Here is a 16,544-nt window from a genome sequence, read left to right as displayed (position 1 = left end):
TATGTGGCTGGCCGATGTTTCGATCCGGCGTCCGGTGTTTGCGACGATGCTGATTGTCTCGCTCGTCGTGCTTGGCCTCGTTTCCTTCGGTCGCCTCGGAGTCGATCTGTTTCCCGAAGTCGAATTCCCCTACGTGTCGGTAACCACCACACTGCCCGGCGCGTCGCCCGGGACGATCGAGACAGAAGTCACCGACATCGTCGAAGAGCAGCTCAACACCATCGCGGGCCTGCGACAGATGCGTTCTGTCAGCGCCGAAGGGGTGAGCATCGTCAATCTCGAGTTTGAGCTCGAACAAGACGCCGACCTCATGGCCCAGGAAGTCCGTGACAAGATGTCGCGGCTTGGTGCTGATTTGCCCGCCGATGCAGAGCCGCCGGTCATCGAAAAGGTTGATCCCGACGCTGCGCCTATCCTGTCAGTTCTCTTGTCCGGCGATATGCCGATCCGCGATCTAACCACCTTTGCGGACGAGGAGGTGAAGGAACGATTGCAGCGGGTTCCGGGGGTCGGCTCGGTCGAACTTGTCGGAGGGCGCGAACGCGAAATGCGCATATGGCTGGATGCATCCGCCATGCGTGCACGCGGCATAACGGCAGACGATGTGCTCTCGGCAATCCAGCGTGAAAACGCGGAGCTTCCGGGCGGAAGGCTGGTGACGGAGGGGCGGACACGCCAATTCGGCATCCGCACACTTGCCGAAGCGGCGAGCGCAGCCGAGTTCGCGAGGATTCCGATTGCCTATCGCCCGAATGGCCAGACCGTCCGTATCGGCGATGTCGGCCGCGTCGAAGATTCGGTCGAAGATGAAACCAGCTATGCGCAGCTTGATGGCAAGCCTGGTGTGGTGCTCGAAGTGCGCAAACAGAGTGGTGAAAACACCGTCGCAGTCGCAGAGCAGATCCGGGCCGCAATCGATGATATAAGTGCAAGCGCACCGGGTGGGGTCGAACTCGTCATCGCACGCGATACATCGCGCTTCATCGAACAGGCAATCGGGGACGTGCTGTTCGATCTTGTCATCGCGGTGTTGCTGGTGGTCGCCGTAACCTTTCTGTTCCTGTTGAGCTGGCGCGCGACGATCATCGTTCTCCTCGCCATTCCAACCTCGATCGTTTCCACCTTCGTCGCATTCGCCGCATTTGATTTCACCATCAACATGATCACCCTGCTGGCACTCACTGTGGCGATTGGTCTGTTGGTGGATGATGCCATCGTGGTGGTCGAGGCAATCCAGAACGATGTCGATGACGGCGTGGATCCAACCGAGGCGGCACATGCGGCCACCAAGCGTGTCGCACTTGCGGTGCTGGCTGGCACATTTGCAACGCTTGCGGTCTTCGTTCCGATCGCCTTCATGGAGGGCATCGTCGGGCGTTTCTTCTTCCAATACGGACTGGCGATCGTGTTTTCTGTCAGCGTTTCGATGCTGGTTGCCTTCACGTTGACGCCGGCCCTGTCAGCCCGATTGCTGCGCCCGGAACATCCGGAAGATGGATGGCTGGGGCGTGTAGAGCGATTTCATGTCGGGATGCGCTTGCGCTACGAACGCCTCGTCAGCTGGGCAGTTGGCAGACGGTATGTTGTGCTTGCTGGCGCTCTGGCGAGCGTTCTTGTCGGCGGATTTTTTGCCTGGCTTGTACCGAGCACATTTATGTCGACCACTGACCGGTCGGAATTTCTCGCGACGGTCAAGCTACCGCTCAGCACGGGGATCACCGGAGCGCGCGAAGCAGCCCAGCAGGCTGACGTCGTGTTGCGCGAAAACCCGGAAGTCGAACTCGTGTTTGCGAGCGCGGGTAGCGGCACCAATCCCAAGGTCAACGAAATCGATATCTATGTCGGGCTGACCCCCAAGCGGACCCGTGACCTGTCGCAAGATGACCTGATGACCTTCGCGCGCGACGCCCTCAGTGAAGGTGTCGCCGGAGCGCGCGAGGTATCTGTGGCGGAGGTTCCCTGGGTGTCGGGCGGAGGTGTCGGGCAAGCTGCCATCGAGCTTATCATCACCGGAAGTGATACTACGGCGATCAACGATTATGCCCAATGGCTACAAGGTGAACTCGCCGCCCGGCCCGATTTCGTCGACGTCCGCTCCACCTATGAGGGCGGCCGACCCGAATTGCAGATTGTGCTTGATCGTGACCGCGCAGCGGACCTCGGCATATCGGCGCGCAGCCTTGCCGCGGCCTCCCGTACGCTGGTCGGAGGTAGTGATGCGGGAACCTTCGAAGCCGACGGGCGGCGCTATGATGTCCGCGTGCGCCTCGACGAAATTAATCGGCAGACCCTCTCGGATGTTCAGGCACTGCCACTCAGAACCGGACAAGGCACGCTGGTCGATCTGGCAGCAGTCGCCGATGTCGAAGTGGCATTAAGCGCCGCGGAGATCGACCGTATTGATCGATCGCGCCAGATTTCAGTGCAGGCGAATACAGCCCCTGGCGTAGCGCTGAGCGTCGCGGTTACGAAGGTCGAGAACCTCCTTGCGTCCAACCCGCCGCCGCCTGGACTTTCGATCCGGACCGAGGGCACAGCGCGAAGACTGGCCGAGACAGGGGAGGCAATTGTCTTCGCGTTCGCCCTTGCAATCGTGGCGCTCTACATCGTGCTGGCAAGCCAGTTTAACAGCTTCGGGCAGCCGATCATTATCATGCTCACCGCGCCCCTTTCCTTTTCAGGAGCCTATTTTCTCATGTGGGCAGGAGGACAAGAAATGAGCCTGTTTGCTCAGATCGGCATGATTGCACTGATGGGGATTGTGATGAAGAACGGCATCCTTCTTGTCGATCTCGCCAACCAGTATAGGGACGCTGGCATGGATCCCGCCTCGGCGATGCGCAAGGCAGCGCCCGAACGGCTGCGACCCGTCCTCATGACAGCGCTGGCGGCAATATTCGGGATGCTGCCGGTCGCCCTTGCTCAGTCGGATGCAGCTGAGTGGCGCAACTCAATGGGCTTCATCATCATCGGCGGCTTGACCACTTCCACGTTCTTGACGTTGCTGGTAGTGCCCGCCGCCTATTCCGCAGCGGGTGATCTGAGAGGCTTGGCCGGGCGTATTCGCACCGCAGCTCGAAGCAGGCTATATGGCTGAAGCGCGTCTCTCGAGCACGACGCGAACGAGTTCGGGGCAATGCCGGCTCAACCACTTGGCCAGAACGTCTGGATCGCTTGCAACCACGTCTCGCCGAAGAACCTTGCCGCCAGCATCGATCACGCAAATGTGCGTCGTCTTGTCACTCACATCCAATCCTGCATAAATCGACATCGGTCACCCTCCTGCATTGAAGCGCCAAAGCGACTTCGTACCATGCACGAGGGTGGCTAAATCAATTACGCGGTGTCCCAGATTCAGCCGTTCTGCGCTATTTGAACTAGGACCGCTTTCAGGATATTGCAGGTCGCAGCCGAGCGTCTGACATGGGGTCGGTTCCTGAATGGCAGATTTTTTTCAACAAAGGCAGCTTCCTGCCGTTCGGCTTATGGTGACGGAACCTGCCAGTCAGCTTCTGCACGTTTCTCGTCAGCAGCCGACATTCAGGAATCGTTTAGAGTTTCGGACGCCGTGAGGCGTCGGAAAGTCGACGGTGCCCGAACCCGCGGTCGTCAGGTGCTGATGTCTATGGGGATTTCGATTTTGGGCTTGTGGGAGCAGCGGTGGGTGCTGCCGATAAGCGGACGGAACTGAAAGCGGACTGGCTGCTTTTGGGGTGACGAGCGGGTTGCCGTAAATCGGACCGTCCGATTTTGGAGGGCGCAGGTCTGCTTTTGGTGGGTGATGGCGCAGTGCTCTGTGCTCCCCGAAGCACGGTCGCTTCGGGGCCGGTTGAAGGCAGGCCGTGCCGGGTCACGACGATGTTCTCCCGGATGCGTTGACAGGATGCGGTGGTGCGCGCGGCTGATATCTGCGCTCGAAAGTCTCGATGATGACCATGCTGCCACCGCAGCACGGGCACGGTGGCCGATGGTCCGGCGGATCGACAGCCGTGTCATCGATGGCAGGTGGCGCAACCGCCAGCAGTCGGCGGGCGTGTTCGAGATGGGCCTTGCGGGTCGCACCGGCCAGCAGCCCGTAATGGCGTATCCGGTGGAACCCGCGTGGCAGGTTGTGCAGCAGGAAGCGACGGATGAACTCGTCGGCGCCTAAGGTCATGTCCTGCTGGCGCTGCGCGCCATTGCGGCGATAATCCTTGTAGCGGAACGTGACGCCTTCACTGTCGAAGCGGAGGATGCGGCTGTTCGAGATGGCGACGCGGTGGGTATAGCGCGCCAGATAGGCGAGCACCGCCTCAGGTCCTGCAAAGGGCGGCTTGGCATAGACCACCCAGCGCTTTCTGCGGACCGGTGACAGATGACGCAGAAAGGCCCGCCGCTCGGCGAGATGCGCCAGGCTGCCGAAGAACCCGAGCTTGCCGGCATCGTGGAGCGCGATCAGCCGCGTGAGGAACAGGCGGCGGAACAGGGCGCCCAGGACACGGACGGGCAGAAGAAAGGCCGGGCGCGCAGATATCCAGCGCTCGCCATCACGCGCGATACCGCCGCCGGGCACGATCATATGGACATGCGGATGATGGGTAAGCGCCGAGCCCCAGGTGTGGAGTACAGCGGTAATGCCGATACGTGCGCCCAGATGCCTGGGGTCGGCGGCGATGGTCAGCATCGTCTGGGAGGCGGCCTTGAACAGCAGGTCATAGAGCAGCGCCTTGTTGTGGAACGCAATGGCGCTGACCTGTGCCGGGAGCGTGAACACGACGTGGAAATAGCCCACCGGCAACAGGTCGGCCTCGCGCTCGGCCAGCCAGGTACGCGCGGCTGCTCCCTGGCACTTGGGGCAATGCCGGTTGCGACAGCTGTTATAGGCGATCCGCCAATGCCCGCAGTCTGTGCAGGCTTCGACGTGACCGCCCATTGTAGCGGTGCGGCAATGCTCGACGGCCGACATGATCTTGAGCTGGTGCAGGCTCAGATGCCCGGCATGGGCAATGCGATAGCCAGGCCCTGCAACGCGGAAGATGTCGGCCACCTCTATGGAGGTGCGCACCGGGCCTCAGCCGTCGGGCACCTGCGCGGTGGATGAGGTCAAGGCCAGCCTGTCGAGCGGACTGATCACCGCTCGCATCGTCTTGGTTGCCACCTGTGTGTAGAAAGCGGTGGTGTTAAGCTTGGCATGGCCCAGCAACGCCTGGATGACGCGGATATCGACCCCGTCCTCCAGCAGATGGGTGGCGAAGCTGTGCCGCAAGGTGTGCGGGCCGACCCGCCTTGTGATGTCCGCTGCCTCGGCTGCCTCGACGACGACGCGATACAGCTGCCGGGTGCTGATCGGCAGCAGCGCGCTTCTGCCTGGGAAAAGCCAGCTGTCTGCATGCAACACGCCCTGTTGTCGTCCGGCGCGCCACCACTCGCGCAGCAGCACGAGCAGGCCTTCGGGCAGCATGGCGTTGCGATATCGGCCACCCTTGCCACGCTCGATACGCAGCACCATGCGCTTGCTGTCGATGTCGCGCACCTTGAGCGCCGAGACCTCGCCGACGCGCAGTCCCGCGCCATAGGCAACCGACAGCGCTGCCTGATGCTTGAGGCAGGTCGTGGCCTCCAGCAACCGCTTCACCTCGTCCTGGGTCAGCACCACGGGGATCTTGCGGGCGTGCGAAGTGCGCACCAGCTTGCGCGCCAGATCGGGCCGATCCAGCGTGTGGGTGAAGAAGAACCGCAGCGCTGCAACTATGCTGTTCATCGTCGGCACCGGAACGCCGGTCTCGCGTTGGTCGATCTGGAAGCGCCGCAGATCCTCTGCAGTTGCCGTGTGCGGCGAGCGTCCCAGCCATGTGGCGAAACGTCCAACATCGCGGATATAGTTGCGCTGCGTCTCGCGGCTGAAGCGCCGCATGTTCATGTCCTCGATCAACCGCTGGCGCAGCGGGCTGACCGTACCGATCGCTATAAGCTCGTTCATCGTTCGACTCCTCAGGTTGAAGGAGTCGAAATGGTCTGCCCACCACGGACACTGTTCAATCCAGGCGCTGCGCCCGCGCCGTCAGCTTAGCTTCACCCCAAACACCACTCCCGCGAAGCGGGTTCGTGCAGCGACCCCTGTGTGGACGGCTCTCCGTTGGCAAGGGGTGTTCTTTACTGCGCTGGCTGGTTGTGGCGCCCATGTGTCCGGCCTTTTGCGCGGCTTTGCACGGCCGCTGGCCCTGATGCCATTCGCACGGTTCAGGTCCCTATCACTTGCACGCACTCGAGGTGCTTGGGTGGAACGGGTTTTCCTGTTCCGGCGGTTTCAACCGGCTTGTTGCGTCAGTTCAGTCTGCCCTCTCCAACTGGTGTAGCGCCCTGGGGCGCGATCTCTTAGGCTGCCGCCAACTCCGGCTCCCGGTAAGCCTCGCCCGTTGTCATCATCGCCCAGATGATCCGGGCGTTCTTGTTCGCCAGCGCGACAGCGGCAACCTTGGGCTTCTTGCGCTCGAGCAGCTGCATCACCCACGGCCGTTTGGTGCTGCCCTGCTTTGCTCGCCGCACCACTGCCATGGCGCCGACCACAAGCAACTCGCGCAGGTAAGGGTTGCCGGCCTTGGTGATGCTGCCGAGCCGCTCCTTGCCGCCGCTCGAGTTCTGGCGCGGTGTGAGGCCGATCCACGCTGATAGGCTTCGCGCATTGGAGAAGGTGGCAGGATCGGGCACGCAGGCCACGATCGCGCTGGCCAGCAGTGGGCCGATGCCGGGTATCTTCATCAGCCAGCGACTTGCCTCGGTCTTGCGGGCATCGGCCAGGATGCGCCGGTCGTTGTCGAGGATCTGCTCCTTCACCATCTCCAGCTGCGTGCACAGCACCCCAAGGCAGGCCCGTGCCTCGTCCGGCAATCGCGCATCATCCTGATCGGCGATGACCGCGATCAGCCGATCCAGTCCTCCGCGCCCGATGGCTGCGGTTATGCCGAACTCGGCCATGTGGGCACGCAGGGCGTTGCTGATCTGGGTGCGCTGCCGGGTCAGGATCTTGCGCACCCGGTGCAGCATCATGGTCGCCTGCTGGTCCGGCGACTTCGCGCCAACGAACCGCATCGTGGGTCGGGTTACTGCCTCACAGATCGCCTCAGCATCGGCAGCATCGTTCTTGCCGCGCTTCACATAGGGCTTCACGTATTGCGGCGGCATCAGCTTGACCTCGTGCCCCAATGCAGTCAGCTCACGCGCCCAGTGATGGGCAGAGGCGCATGCTTCCATGCCGACAAGGCAGGGCGGCAGCTTCTCGAACAGCTTCAGCAGCTGACCACGGGAAAGCTTGCGCCGCAGAACAGCCTCGCCCTGCGCGTTGACGCCGTGAACCTGGAAAACAGACTTTGCCAGATCCAGCCCAACAACCGATACTTGCTCCATCGTCGCTCTCCTCTCCGACTCATCCGCAGAGAATTACCCCGCGGGGTGGAGAGCCGTCCACGACATCACTTGCGGTCATTCGCGGCGGCGATGCTTGATCCCGAAACCCGCCGTTACCGTCACCCCGGCGCAGGCCGGGGTCCAGAGCCTCATGGAACAGCGTGTGCCGCTCTGGGTTCCGGCCTTCGCCGGAATGACGAGAGATAGCAGCTAACCACCCATTCCCGGTCATGAGCTGGGCCGATGCGCCATCCCGGAAGCGGCATGTCCGCTTCGGGCCGAACTATCAGGCTAGTCTGGTAGTCGCGAGCGGTTGAGCCGCGGTCGGCACCCGAATCGGTCTGCTCGGGCTGCGAATTGTGGCGATCCCAGGATCGCCTCACCATGAGCATCCAACCATTGCGGCATTCTGACCTCCGGCGAGCCGCGCGCTCCAAATCCGGAGCATGCCACGCTTTCCATTCGCGCGGCGACAACGACTAACCCTGAGGTCTGCGTGAAACGCAGATCAGAAGGGGAGGGGGAGGGGATGTGTGCCCGGGTGATTGCCGGGTGGACATCAGGAGTGACCACGATGCTTATTCCCTTTTCCCGGCTCTATCTGAGCGACGCCAATGTGCGCAAAACGCGCAGCGAAGAAGACGATATTCAGCTTTCCGCCGACATCGAAGCGCGCGGCCTTTTGCAGAACCTGCTGGTCACCAAGAGCAAGAAGCGCGGCAAGTTTGCCGTGATCGCCGGTGGTCGCCGCCTGCGGGCCATCGAGATGATCGTCACGCGCGGTGCCTGGGCCCCCGACACCGAGATCGAATGCAAGCTGCTTGAGGGCAGCGAAGAGGAAGCTGGCGAGGCCTCGCTGGCTGAGAACTTCCAGCGCGTCGGGATGTCACCAGCTGAAGAATGCCGCGCCTTCCAGCACTTCATCAAGGAGGGCAGCGATGTTGCCGCGGTCGCCAAACGCTTCGGTCTCACCCAGCGCTTCGTGGAAGGCCGCTTGCGGCTTGCCAACCTCGCCGAGCCGATCTTCGAAGCGCTTGCCAAGGGCGATGTCACCCTCGAAATCGCGAAAGCCTATGCTGCTACCGATCAGCATGAGGTGCAGCTGCGGGTCTTCGACCAGATGCGGTACGCCTATAACCCAAGCGCAGATGCCATCCGGCGGATGGTGGCGAGCGGTTCCATGCGCGGCAATGACCCAATCGCGCTGCTGATCGGCGAGGATGCCTATATCGCCGCTGGCGGCAAGATCGAGCGCGACCTCTTTAGCGAAGCGGCAGATGATCGTTGGATCGACATCGAGATCGCGCACAGGCTTGCGGCGGAGAAAATGGAAGCCGAAGCCCAGCGTATCACTGCCGAGACCGGCCTTGCCTGGATCAGCCCGGTGGCGTCGACCAATTCATGGCAGGCGCGAAGCGAAATGGGCGTCAATGCGGTTCGCCTCCCGCCCGTGCCGCTCTCCGAAGAAGCACGTGCCCGAATTGACGCGATCGATGCCCGCATGGAAGAAATCAGCGAGATCATCGACGAAGGCGAAGAGGGCGGTGATACCGATTTCGGGCAGCTCGAGGCCGAATATGAGGATCTCGATGCTGAGCGCAGCGACCTCAATAACCCGGTGCGCGCACTGCCCGAAGAATGGCGCAGTGAGGCCGGACGGTTTCTGGTTCTCACCACCCGCGGCGAAATGGTGCTCGAGGCCGATTACTACAGCGAAAAGCGTCTGTCGTTCGAGACCGATGAGAATGGCAAGGTGACAGCGACGGCCGAAGAGCCGGTGACAGGTTCCACCAAGCGCGGCAGCGCTGCACCTTCCAGGCCCGAGGCATTTGCGCCGGGCACAGAAAAGCCGATCAGCGCCCGCCTGTTCGACGAGCTTTCGGTCCAGCGCCGCAATATCCTGTCGGCATCCCTCCTCACCGATGCGGGGCTCGCGCTCGACTTCGCCATCTTCGCACTGGCCGACAGCCGCAGCTATGAAAGCCGGGGCACCTCGATCAAGGGCGGACGACCCAGCGATCCTGCGACCGGAGAACTTTCGCAGTCCACAGCCGAAGGGATTCTCGCCGAGGCCGAAAACGCGCTCGACACGGCATGGCAGGAACATGGCTGTGCAGCCCAGCGCTTCATCGCCTTTCGCGAACTTGCCGACGAAGCCAAGGCGGCGTGGCTCGCCTATACGGTGGCCATCTCGCTCGAAGCCAAGAAGGGCTATGGTTCGGAATACCATCCGATCCATGCTGTCATCGGCAGCATGCTCGACATCGATGTTGCAGCGATGTGGCGGCCGACGGCCGAGAATTTCTTCGACCGAGTCAGCAAGACCTCGTGTCTTGCCGCGCTGACCGAAGTCGGCGGCAGCGATCTTGCGGCGCGTTATGCCGCATCGAAGAAGGCTGATCTTGCCAAGACCTGCGAGACGATCTTCGCCGGCAAGGCGATCGTTGAACAGGACGTCAAGGAAGCAGCGCTGGCCTGGTTGCCTGAAGGCATGAAGTTCACGATTGCTGCTAATCCTGCTGATCCGGTCATCCCGGACACCGGCGAAAGCGACCCTGTCGCCGACGTCTGCGATAGCGATGACGGTGAAGCGAGCAACGAGGCCGACGAGCTCCTCAATGACCATCAACCTGAAGTCGCCTGTGATGAAGCGGCGGTAGCCGCCTGAGGCGGTCAATCACCCCTCCTGATGACCTGGCCCGGCCACTCGCCTGAGTGAGCCGGGCCTCTTTTTTGTTGAGGAGCAGGCCCATGCGCCAACGACCCAAGCGTGATGTCGCGCAGGAAATCACCAATCTGATCATCGCTACAATCGAGGCCGGAACGCTGCCCTGGCGCCGGCCCTGGAAGAAGGCCGGGATGGGCGGAGCACCGCTGCGCGCAGCAGGCGTCCCTTACACCGGGATCAACCGCCTCTATCTTTGGGCGGTCGCCGACCACTATGGTTATGGTTCACGCTACTGGATGACCTGGCGCCAGGCCATCGAGCTTGGCGGACAGGTCCGCAAGGGCGAGACCGCCGAGCCGAGCATCTACTTCAACAGCACAAAGAAGACTGCGATCGACCATGCAACCGGCGAGGAATCGTCGAAAACCATCCGCTTCATGCGCGCCTACAGCGTATTCAACGCCTCGCAGATCGATGGCCTTCCGCCCCATTTCTATCCGAGCCCGGTGCCTGAAGCGCCGCCGACGCCCTCGCAGAAGGCCGCTGCCATCGAGCGCTTTTTCGGCCCAATCCCGGCTGACATACGCCTCGGCGGAGACCGCGCGTTCTACTCGCCGGGCGCTGATTATATTCAGCTTCCGCACCCCAATGTCTTCAACACCGAAGACGGGTTCGTAGCCACGAAAGCGCACGAACTCGGCCATTGGTCGGGCCATGCCTCGCGGCTCGCCCGCGAGTTTGGCAAGCGTTTTGGCGACAAGGCATACTCTTTCGAGGAGCTGGTCGCCGAGCAGGTGAGTGCCCGGATCTGCTACGAACTGGGCCTTCCGGCAGACCTCCACGAAAGCCATGCCAGTTATGTCTCGCACTGGCTGGAGATCCTCGAGGCCGACAAGACGGCGATCATCACCGCGGCCGCGAAGGCCGATCAGGCATTCAACCATCTTGCGGCCTATTCGGGCTACCAGAGCGAACCTGCGGAGGATGAAGGGGAGGAAGCCGATGAAACGGCGCCAGTTCCGGCTTGTGCTTGAGCCAGCCCCCGAGGAGGTCGTTCGCCTCACCCAGCTTCACCGTTATGCCGACGATGTTGCAGGCCGGGGGAGGGCGCCCATTGGCGGTGTGCTGGCTGAGTATATCGCAGGCCTGATTCCCCAAAGGGATCCACGCCAGGTGCTGGACGGTCTTCTCGGAAAGGGGGACGCCGGTTGGTCACTTGGCACAACTCCGGGTCAAGGCCGAACGCTCATCATCCAGACAACCGAGGCGGGCGTTGCCGTCTCGGCTGTTGCACGAATCCTCGAACAGATTGCGCCAAACACGCTCCTGCGACCGATGATCTACGAGCCGTTGCCGCTGCAGGGCCTAAGCGAACATCGTCGCAGCCTGCATTGAGGGAAGGGGGATGGGGCCATTGCATCTTGCAATGGAAAGGAAGCCTCATGTCCTGCGACATCGATTACCGTTACCGCCGCGCACTCCAGCCTGATGGACTGACAACCTTCGAGAATGCGCTGCGGGCATTGAACGAGGCCGTCGATGATGTCCGCCTTGCAGGCCGGCAGGTTGGAAGCTGCCCGGCAGTGCTGCTCCTCACCCGCCACCTTCAGCGCATTGCCGACGGAAGGCCGACCGAATGTGAGGCAGACGACCAGGCGCTGCGGTCCCAGTGCATCGAACGCCTTGCCGAGCTCAAGCACAGACCGGCGATCATTGCGCTGGTCAAGCGCGGGATCGACTATCGTCCCGAAGAGCTGCGCCACTACCGGCGCGAGGGCACGCGCGCCCTTCGCCAGATCGCAGCAGGGATCGGGCTCGAGCATGCCGATTACCGCATCAGCTATTACACATCACAGGAACAACTCGCGGGCGAGCATGTGCTGGAAGCCGAAGGTATCTATGTCCGGATCAGCCCGGAAAGGTTCGGCGAGCCGGGTCTCGCCTGGCGCAACCCGTTCTGGAAACCGCCTGGCGCGGTGATGCGCAAAGCGCCGATCACCGCCCTTGCAGACATTCCCGCACTCACGGCGCGGATCGCGCGCGAATTGAAGATCGCACCTCCGGCGCAGCCGGGGCTCATCTGAAGGAGGACACGCATGGGCTGGCTTTACATGCACCGTGCCGGAATGGGGGGCTTCGACACTCCCAAGGCCTATCTCGACAATCAGCTCACATGGGAGCGCGAGAATGAAGAAACCGGCACCTTCGAAGGATGCCGGGTCATCAGAAGCGTGTCCACAAACGGGGCCTATTACGCAGCTGTCCAGCGCTATGGATCGAACAACCAGACCCACGCCATCTCCGCGGTGATCTGTCTGGTGCGCTGGAACCCCAAGGCCGCAGACGGCTACCTGTTCGGCTACAAGGACATGGATGAAAACTCCGGGCCGGTGGAGGCCGGGTGTCCCAGAAGTATCCTCGAGGAACTGGGTCCGACCAATCACCCTTATGCCCTCGACTGGCGCAACCGGTGCTACCGGCAGCTGCGGCTCAAGGAACGCAAGATCGCCGACGGTGACATGATCCGGCTGCCTGAACCCATGAAGTTCACCGACGGGAGCGAACACGCCGAATTCAGGGTGACAAAGCGCGGCGCGAAGATTGAACTTAGCACGCCCGATGGGCGAGGCCGATTCCGCATCAGCAGATTGATGGAGCGCAGGTTCGAAGTCGTGCCCCCCAAGCGTGCGCCGCGCACATTCTTCCCGGCAACGCCGTAACGCTCGGGAGGTGACCATGCTGCTTCAGAGCCTCGATCCCAGAAGGGCGATCCTGTGCGGACGCGCAAATGCCGAGCGCCTTGCCATCCGGATGACCGCAAATTCCGGGCAGAGCCATGCCGTGGTGCGGACGACCAGCAAGCTCCAGCCCTTCTGCGTTCTGCCTGCAGAAGAGGGCCTTTCCGGTGCGATCGAATTGCAGGTCGTGGTTTTGTAAGAGCGGGTAACCTCTGCGGCAGAACCGGAACACCTACTGAGTCTGGCACAGCGAACCTTGATTACCGCAAAGATTGACGCTATATCGCGTCAGAATTCATGGGAAAGTGCAATGGCGATTCAAAACTACGCTGACAACGGTGCGTTTGCTCCGCGCAAGATCGTCGACGCGCTGCGGACCACCAGCGACGAACTCGCGCGCTCGCTGGGCCTCGGCAAGGATGCGATCCAGCGCAAAGACCGGATCGCGTCCGATCGTACCCAGCGCCGCCTTCGCCAGATGGTCGAGGTGCTCAACAAGGTCGAGCCGCGCTTTGGCTCGGCGTTGCTGGCCTATGCCTGGTACCGCTCGGAACCGCTGCCCGGCTTCTCGGGCCAGACCGCCATGCAGCTGGTACAGAGCAACCGGGCCGATGACGTGCTGACCTATATCGACGCGGTCGACGCCGGCGTCCACGCCTAGTCCAATGCATTTTACCGGGCTGCTCTACCGCGCCCACAACCCGGTTTGGTCCCGCGAACCCCTCTCAGGGGAGGGGGCGGCCCGGTTTGGCGGACGGTTCAATCGCATCGGGCGCAGCGCGCTCTATACTTCCCTCGCCCCAGAGACCGCGCTGCGCGAGGCCAATCAGGTTGGCACCCTCCAGCCCACTACGCTGGTCGCCTATCAGGCCGACATCGGACCGTTGCTCGATGGCCGCGATGCGGCTGCATTACGGCCTTTTGGGATCGCACCGACTGAACTCGCCGACCCGGCGTGGCGCGATCGGATGCTCTCAGGCAACCCGGTCCCGACACAAGACCTGGCGGAGGCCGCGATCGCGCAAGGCTATGCCGGCATCGTCGTCCCGAGCTACGCCCGCGGTGCCCCCGCGGACGCGCTCAATCTGGTCCTGTGGGACTGGGACGGGCGCATCACGCTTGTTGATGACGACGACCGGCTTGGCCTTCGCAATAACTGATGGCCGCTTATTCCTCGATCATCCCTCCGAGGCCGGGATCGAGATACCACGATGGGCCTTCGGTAAAGTCGGCATTGCGGGCAGGAACAGGGCCATCAGGCTCTGACGACACGTAAGGGTTGACCATCGGCGCAGGGTGCTGGCCCGAACGAAGAATGTGCCCCGAAATCTGGCATCGGGCACCAAGGAGTTCGAAAAGGCATTCGAGATCGTCGAGCATCTGGACAACCCCGCGCCCTGCCAGCGCATAGTAGAGGCAGCGCTGATAGTCATCGCAATGGCAGGACAGGATCTGCGTCAGCCGAGCCTTGGCATTGGGCAGGCCCTGAAACACGCCCTGCAAGGTCTCGTAGAGCTCGCGCGCCGAGTAATAAGCATCGAACGGCTCCACTCCGATCGAGGCATTGGCGAGCATGCGCTTGGTTGGGCGGCAATTCGGATCAAGCGCCGCGTCGCGCAGCGTGACATCGAGGTCGAACTTGCCGATATCAAAGACCTTGTTCATTATTCATGGGCTCCTACAGATTATGAACATATCGTGAACAAATGACAGGGTCAAGGCGTCATCATGCATGTGGCTGGTAGGTAAGGACACCACAGGAAAGACCGGCAGGGTCGCCATCAGCGACGAGCTGAAGGCTGCGCTGGTGCGGTGGTATACAGGGCGGGGCAGCGAGGCCGACCACCGCGCTTCGGTCTCACTGGTCTCGACCGCGCGAGAGAACCACAAGTGGATCGCCTGCGATTGCCTTGGGGCAGAGCGGCCACCGCCGCTGATGAGCGCGGCCTATCTCAGTTTTCAGGAAACCTATTACCTCAGGCGTCTTACTTCGCGGCCAGGCCACGAGCCAGGATGCCCGTTTCATCTGCCGCAGGCGCCGCCGCGCATCCGCGAGACCGTGAAGGATTCGCTCTATGCCATCGGCATTCCGAAAGGCCTGTTCAGCGCGCACCAGAAGGCCCCGGAGAAGCTTGCACAGAGGCCAGAGGACATAGAGCCTGACGATCGCTCACGCGGTGTCGCTATCCCGCGCCTCGGCAAGCTGCTCTGGCTGCTGCTCGAGCGAGCAGGATCGAACATCCTGCGCGAATTACCGCCTAGTGGCAGGCGCGCAGGCTCGATCAGCGAAGAAATGCGCCACCTCAAGCGCGCCGCTCAGGGCCTCGACATCGCGCCGGGCATTCGGCTGTCGGATCATCTCTACACCAACGCGATCGATTACGAGAAACGGCGCGTCCATGCCCGATTGCGGGCTGCAGCCGAGACCTGGCCGCCCGAGTTTGCACCGCAGGCCTTTCTGCTTCTCGAAGCGAGCGAGGTCACATCGAGCGAGGTGGTGACAGGGCTAGGAACTGTCGAAATCCGCAATCGCATCCAACACACCGGGATCATCCGGGCCGAGGTCGAGCCACCCTTTCTCGTGCTGGCCGTCGTCGGCGAGCATAGTCGGCGCGAAGGATACCTGGCGCTGCGCGCCTATGCCCAGCCCGTCTTCAGCGGGAACCAGTTCGTGCCCGCCGAGCGCGACCATGATCGCGACGTGCTGCGCGCGCTTCAACAGGCCCAGTATGAACTGCGCCGTCTCGGTGTCAGGATGGCGGTCAAGAAGGTCCTCTTTGACATCACGCTGGCTGCGGGCTCGGCGAGGCCGGATTTCCTCGTGGCGCTGCTCGATGAGCATAGAGGGGTGGAGTGCAAGTTCGCGCTCCAGATCCTGCAGTCGGATGATGCCGACTATCTTGAGCTGCGCAGCATCGAGCGCGAGCGTCTCGGTCAGGCCGGGCTTGTCGTATCCATGGCCGTCAGCAGCGTGACGCCTGAGGCAATTATCAGCGAAGCCCGCAGCCTTCTCGAGTGAAGGGGAGGGGGAGGATTTGAGCGAACCTGAAGAAGGAGAGTTCGCTCATGACATGCTTTGCTCCGTCGCCGCGCCCATCGACATCGATCTGGGGTGCTGTCCAGCAGGCCGATCAGCTGGCCCCCGGCGTATGGTCAGTTATGACCGCCAGCCACGGCGGCATCATTCTGTCCGATCAGAGGCAGGCCGCCATGCCGCCGGCGCTACTGATCGAGGACGGCTCCTACGAGGAAGACTGCGACTGGGCGCTCCCGATCCTTGCCTTCGCCAGCGAGCTTGAACGCCAGCGCTCCTGCTCCGCGGGCTTTCTGCAGCTTGCCCGCGATACCGCGCGGTGTTGGCACCCGGACCGCTTCGGTGCCTTTACCGGAGAGGCCATCGAGGAGAATGCGTCCGCGATCCTGCGGACGCGCAAGGCCTATATGGCCGTGATCGGCGAATTCTGCGTGACCACCGCCTGGGGTGATTGGGCCGACTGGGTGCCGGAAGGCAAAGTCGGCGTGATTGCCCGGCAAGTTGAGCGCGTCGATCACCTTGGCCGGCCAACCTATGGCGAGGCTGAGGTCTGCGCGCTCATCGCCAAGGACCTCTACGCGGCGCGCGGCGAGGTCACAGCGCTGCGGGATACGGCGCACGAGATCATTCCGATGCCCGAGGCCCTGCGGCCTAAGCGCGTGGGCTGAAGAGCAGGCCGAGGACCGCCCGGCTCTGGCCAGGCATCGATCCGCCGATCTGG

15 protein-coding genes are annotated in these 16,544 nt (G+C 62.4%); 11 read left to right on the top strand and 4 right to left on the bottom strand.

What is annotated here, in order from left to right:
- Position 1 precedes the first annotated feature (1 nt).
- Positions 2 to 3,097, top strand: coding sequence for an efflux RND transporter permease subunit (locus tag B5J99_RS18840; RefSeq protein WP_117353659.1), 3,096 nt, complete (start codon positions 2 to 4; stop codon positions 3,095 to 3,097).
- Positions 3,098 to 3,850: 753 nt separating this feature from the next.
- Here B5J99_RS18840 and B5J99_RS18835 read toward each other — a convergent pair.
- The 3 genes from B5J99_RS18835 to B5J99_RS18825 all read right to left on the bottom strand — a co-directional run bounded on the left by B5J99_RS18835 (position 3,851) and on the right by B5J99_RS18825 (position 7,383).
- Positions 3,851 to 5,044: an IS91 family transposase gene (locus tag B5J99_RS18835; RefSeq protein WP_117351966.1), complete on the bottom strand. Its 1,194-nt coding sequence runs from the start codon at positions 5,042 to 5,044 to the stop codon at positions 3,851 to 3,853.
- 6 nt (positions 5,045 to 5,050) lie between these two features.
- Positions 5,051 to 5,959, bottom strand: coding sequence for a tyrosine-type recombinase/integrase (locus B5J99_RS18830; RefSeq protein WP_117351965.1), 909 nt, complete (start codon positions 5,957 to 5,959; stop codon positions 5,051 to 5,053).
- Positions 5,960 to 6,354: 395 nt separating this feature from the next.
- Entirely contained in the window at positions 6,355 to 7,383 is a 1,029-nt protein-coding gene (locus B5J99_RS18825) for an IS110 family RNA-guided transposase (RefSeq protein WP_117353657.1), read from the bottom strand.
- A gap of 574 nt (positions 7,384 to 7,957) precedes the next feature.
- Between B5J99_RS18825 and B5J99_RS18820 the strand changes: the two genes are divergently transcribed.
- The 8 genes from B5J99_RS18820 (at position 7,958) to B5J99_RS18785 (ending at position 13,949) form a co-directional block, all read left to right on the top strand.
- Positions 7,958 to 10,051 (top strand): ParB/RepB/Spo0J family partition protein, encoded by a 2,094-nt coding sequence (locus B5J99_RS18820; RefSeq protein WP_162892710.1) that lies wholly within the window; start codon positions 7,958 to 7,960, stop codon positions 10,049 to 10,051.
- Between the two features lie 83 nt (positions 10,052 to 10,134).
- Positions 10,135 to 11,085 (top strand): ArdC family protein, encoded by a 951-nt coding sequence (locus B5J99_RS18815; RefSeq protein ID WP_117353653.1) that lies wholly within the window; start codon positions 10,135 to 10,137, stop codon positions 11,083 to 11,085.
- Positions 11,054 to 11,446 (top strand): hypothetical protein, encoded by a 393-nt coding sequence (locus B5J99_RS18810; protein ID WP_117353651.1) that lies wholly within the window; start codon positions 11,054 to 11,056, stop codon positions 11,444 to 11,446. The genes B5J99_RS18815 and B5J99_RS18810 overlap by 32 nt, the downstream gene beginning before the upstream one ends.
- 47 nt (positions 11,447 to 11,493) lie before the next feature.
- The gene (locus B5J99_RS18805) at positions 11,494 to 12,135 is read left to right on the top strand and encodes a hypothetical protein (protein ID WP_117353649.1); all 642 of its coding nucleotides are present in this window, start codon (positions 11,494 to 11,496) and stop codon (positions 12,133 to 12,135) included.
- Between the two features lie 12 nt (positions 12,136 to 12,147).
- Positions 12,148 to 12,771, top strand: a complete 624-nt coding sequence (locus B5J99_RS18800) for a DUF6927 domain-containing protein (protein WP_117353648.1) — start codon at positions 12,148 to 12,150, stop codon at positions 12,769 to 12,771.
- Between the two features lie 16 nt (positions 12,772 to 12,787).
- Entirely contained in the window at positions 12,788 to 12,988 is a 201-nt protein-coding gene (locus B5J99_RS18795; RefSeq protein WP_117353646.1) for a hypothetical protein, read from the top strand.
- A gap of 111 nt (positions 12,989 to 13,099) precedes the next feature.
- Positions 13,100 to 13,450: an antitoxin Xre/MbcA/ParS toxin-binding domain-containing protein gene (locus B5J99_RS18790; RefSeq protein ID WP_054590611.1), complete on the top strand. Its 351-nt coding sequence runs from the start codon at positions 13,100 to 13,102 to the stop codon at positions 13,448 to 13,450.
- A gap of 4 nt (positions 13,451 to 13,454) precedes the next feature.
- On the top strand, positions 13,455 to 13,949 hold the full coding sequence (locus B5J99_RS18785; RefSeq protein WP_117353644.1) for an RES family NAD+ phosphorylase: 495 nt from the start codon (positions 13,455 to 13,457) through the stop codon (positions 13,947 to 13,949).
- Positions 13,950 to 13,956: 7 nt separating this feature from the next.
- Here the strand turns inward: B5J99_RS18785 and B5J99_RS18780 are convergent, their stop codons facing one another.
- The gene (locus B5J99_RS18780; protein ID WP_117353642.1) at positions 13,957 to 14,454 is read right to left on the bottom strand and encodes a hypothetical protein; all 498 of its coding nucleotides are present in this window, start codon (positions 14,452 to 14,454) and stop codon (positions 13,957 to 13,959) included.
- Positions 14,455 to 14,725: 271 nt separating this feature from the next.
- On the opposite strand from B5J99_RS18780, the gene B5J99_RS18775 reads away from it, so the two are divergent.
- Positions 14,726 to 15,808 carry a hypothetical protein gene (locus B5J99_RS18775; protein WP_162892709.1) on the top strand — a complete coding sequence of 361 codons (1,083 nt, stop codon included), beginning with the start codon at positions 14,726 to 14,728 and terminating at the stop codon, positions 15,806 to 15,808.
- A gap of 47 nt (positions 15,809 to 15,855) precedes the next feature.
- Positions 15,856 to 16,491, top strand: coding sequence for a DUF7007 domain-containing protein (locus tag B5J99_RS18770; RefSeq protein ID WP_425456500.1), 636 nt, complete (start codon positions 15,856 to 15,858; stop codon positions 16,489 to 16,491).
- Positions 16,492 to 16,544 lie beyond the last annotated feature (53 nt).

Source organism: Blastomonas fulva, from assembly GCF_003431825.1.
GTDB classification, from domain to species: Bacteria; Pseudomonadota; Alphaproteobacteria; order Sphingomonadales; family Sphingomonadaceae; genus Blastomonas; species Blastomonas fulva.
This window is presented reverse-complemented; position numbering and strand designations above follow the sequence as displayed.

Bases quoted from the DNA above. Each gene is read 5' to 3' on its own strand.
- B5J99_RS18840 (WP_117353659.1), top strand. From the start codon at position 2: ATGTGGCTGGCCGATGTTTCGATCCGGCGTCCGGTGTTTGCGACGATG.
- B5J99_RS18830 (WP_117351965.1), bottom strand. From the start codon at position 5,959: ATGAACGAGCTTATAGCGATCGGTACGGTCAGCCCGCTGCGCCAGCGG.
- B5J99_RS18825 (WP_117353657.1), bottom strand. From the start codon at position 7,383: ATGGAGCAAGTATCGGTTGTTGGGCTGGATCTGGCAAAGTCTGTTTTC.
- B5J99_RS18820 (WP_162892710.1), top strand. From the start codon at position 7,958: ATGCTTATTCCCTTTTCCCGGCTCTATCTGAGCGACGCCAATGTGCGC.
- B5J99_RS18815 (WP_117353653.1), top strand. From the start codon at position 10,135: ATGCGCCAACGACCCAAGCGTGATGTCGCGCAGGAAATCACCAATCTG.
- B5J99_RS18810 (WP_117353651.1), top strand. From the start codon at position 11,054: ATGAAACGGCGCCAGTTCCGGCTTGTGCTTGAGCCAGCCCCCGAGGAG.
- B5J99_RS18805 (WP_117353649.1), top strand. From the start codon at position 11,494: ATGTCCTGCGACATCGATTACCGTTACCGCCGCGCACTCCAGCCTGAT.
- B5J99_RS18800 (WP_117353648.1), top strand. From the start codon at position 12,148: ATGGGCTGGCTTTACATGCACCGTGCCGGAATGGGGGGCTTCGACACT.
- B5J99_RS18795 (WP_117353646.1), top strand. From the start codon at position 12,788: ATGCTGCTTCAGAGCCTCGATCCCAGAAGGGCGATCCTGTGCGGACGC.
- B5J99_RS18790 (WP_054590611.1), top strand. From the start codon at position 13,100: ATGGCGATTCAAAACTACGCTGACAACGGTGCGTTTGCTCCGCGCAAG.
- B5J99_RS18785 (WP_117353644.1), top strand. From the start codon at position 13,455: ATGCATTTTACCGGGCTGCTCTACCGCGCCCACAACCCGGTTTGGTCC.
- B5J99_RS18780 (WP_117353642.1), bottom strand. From the start codon at position 14,454: ATGAACAAGGTCTTTGATATCGGCAAGTTCGACCTCGATGTCACGCTG.
- B5J99_RS18775 (WP_162892709.1), top strand. From the start codon at position 14,726: ATGAGCGCGGCCTATCTCAGTTTTCAGGAAACCTATTACCTCAGGCGT.
- B5J99_RS18770 (WP_425456500.1), top strand. From the start codon at position 15,856: ATGACATGCTTTGCTCCGTCGCCGCGCCCATCGACATCGATCTGGGGT.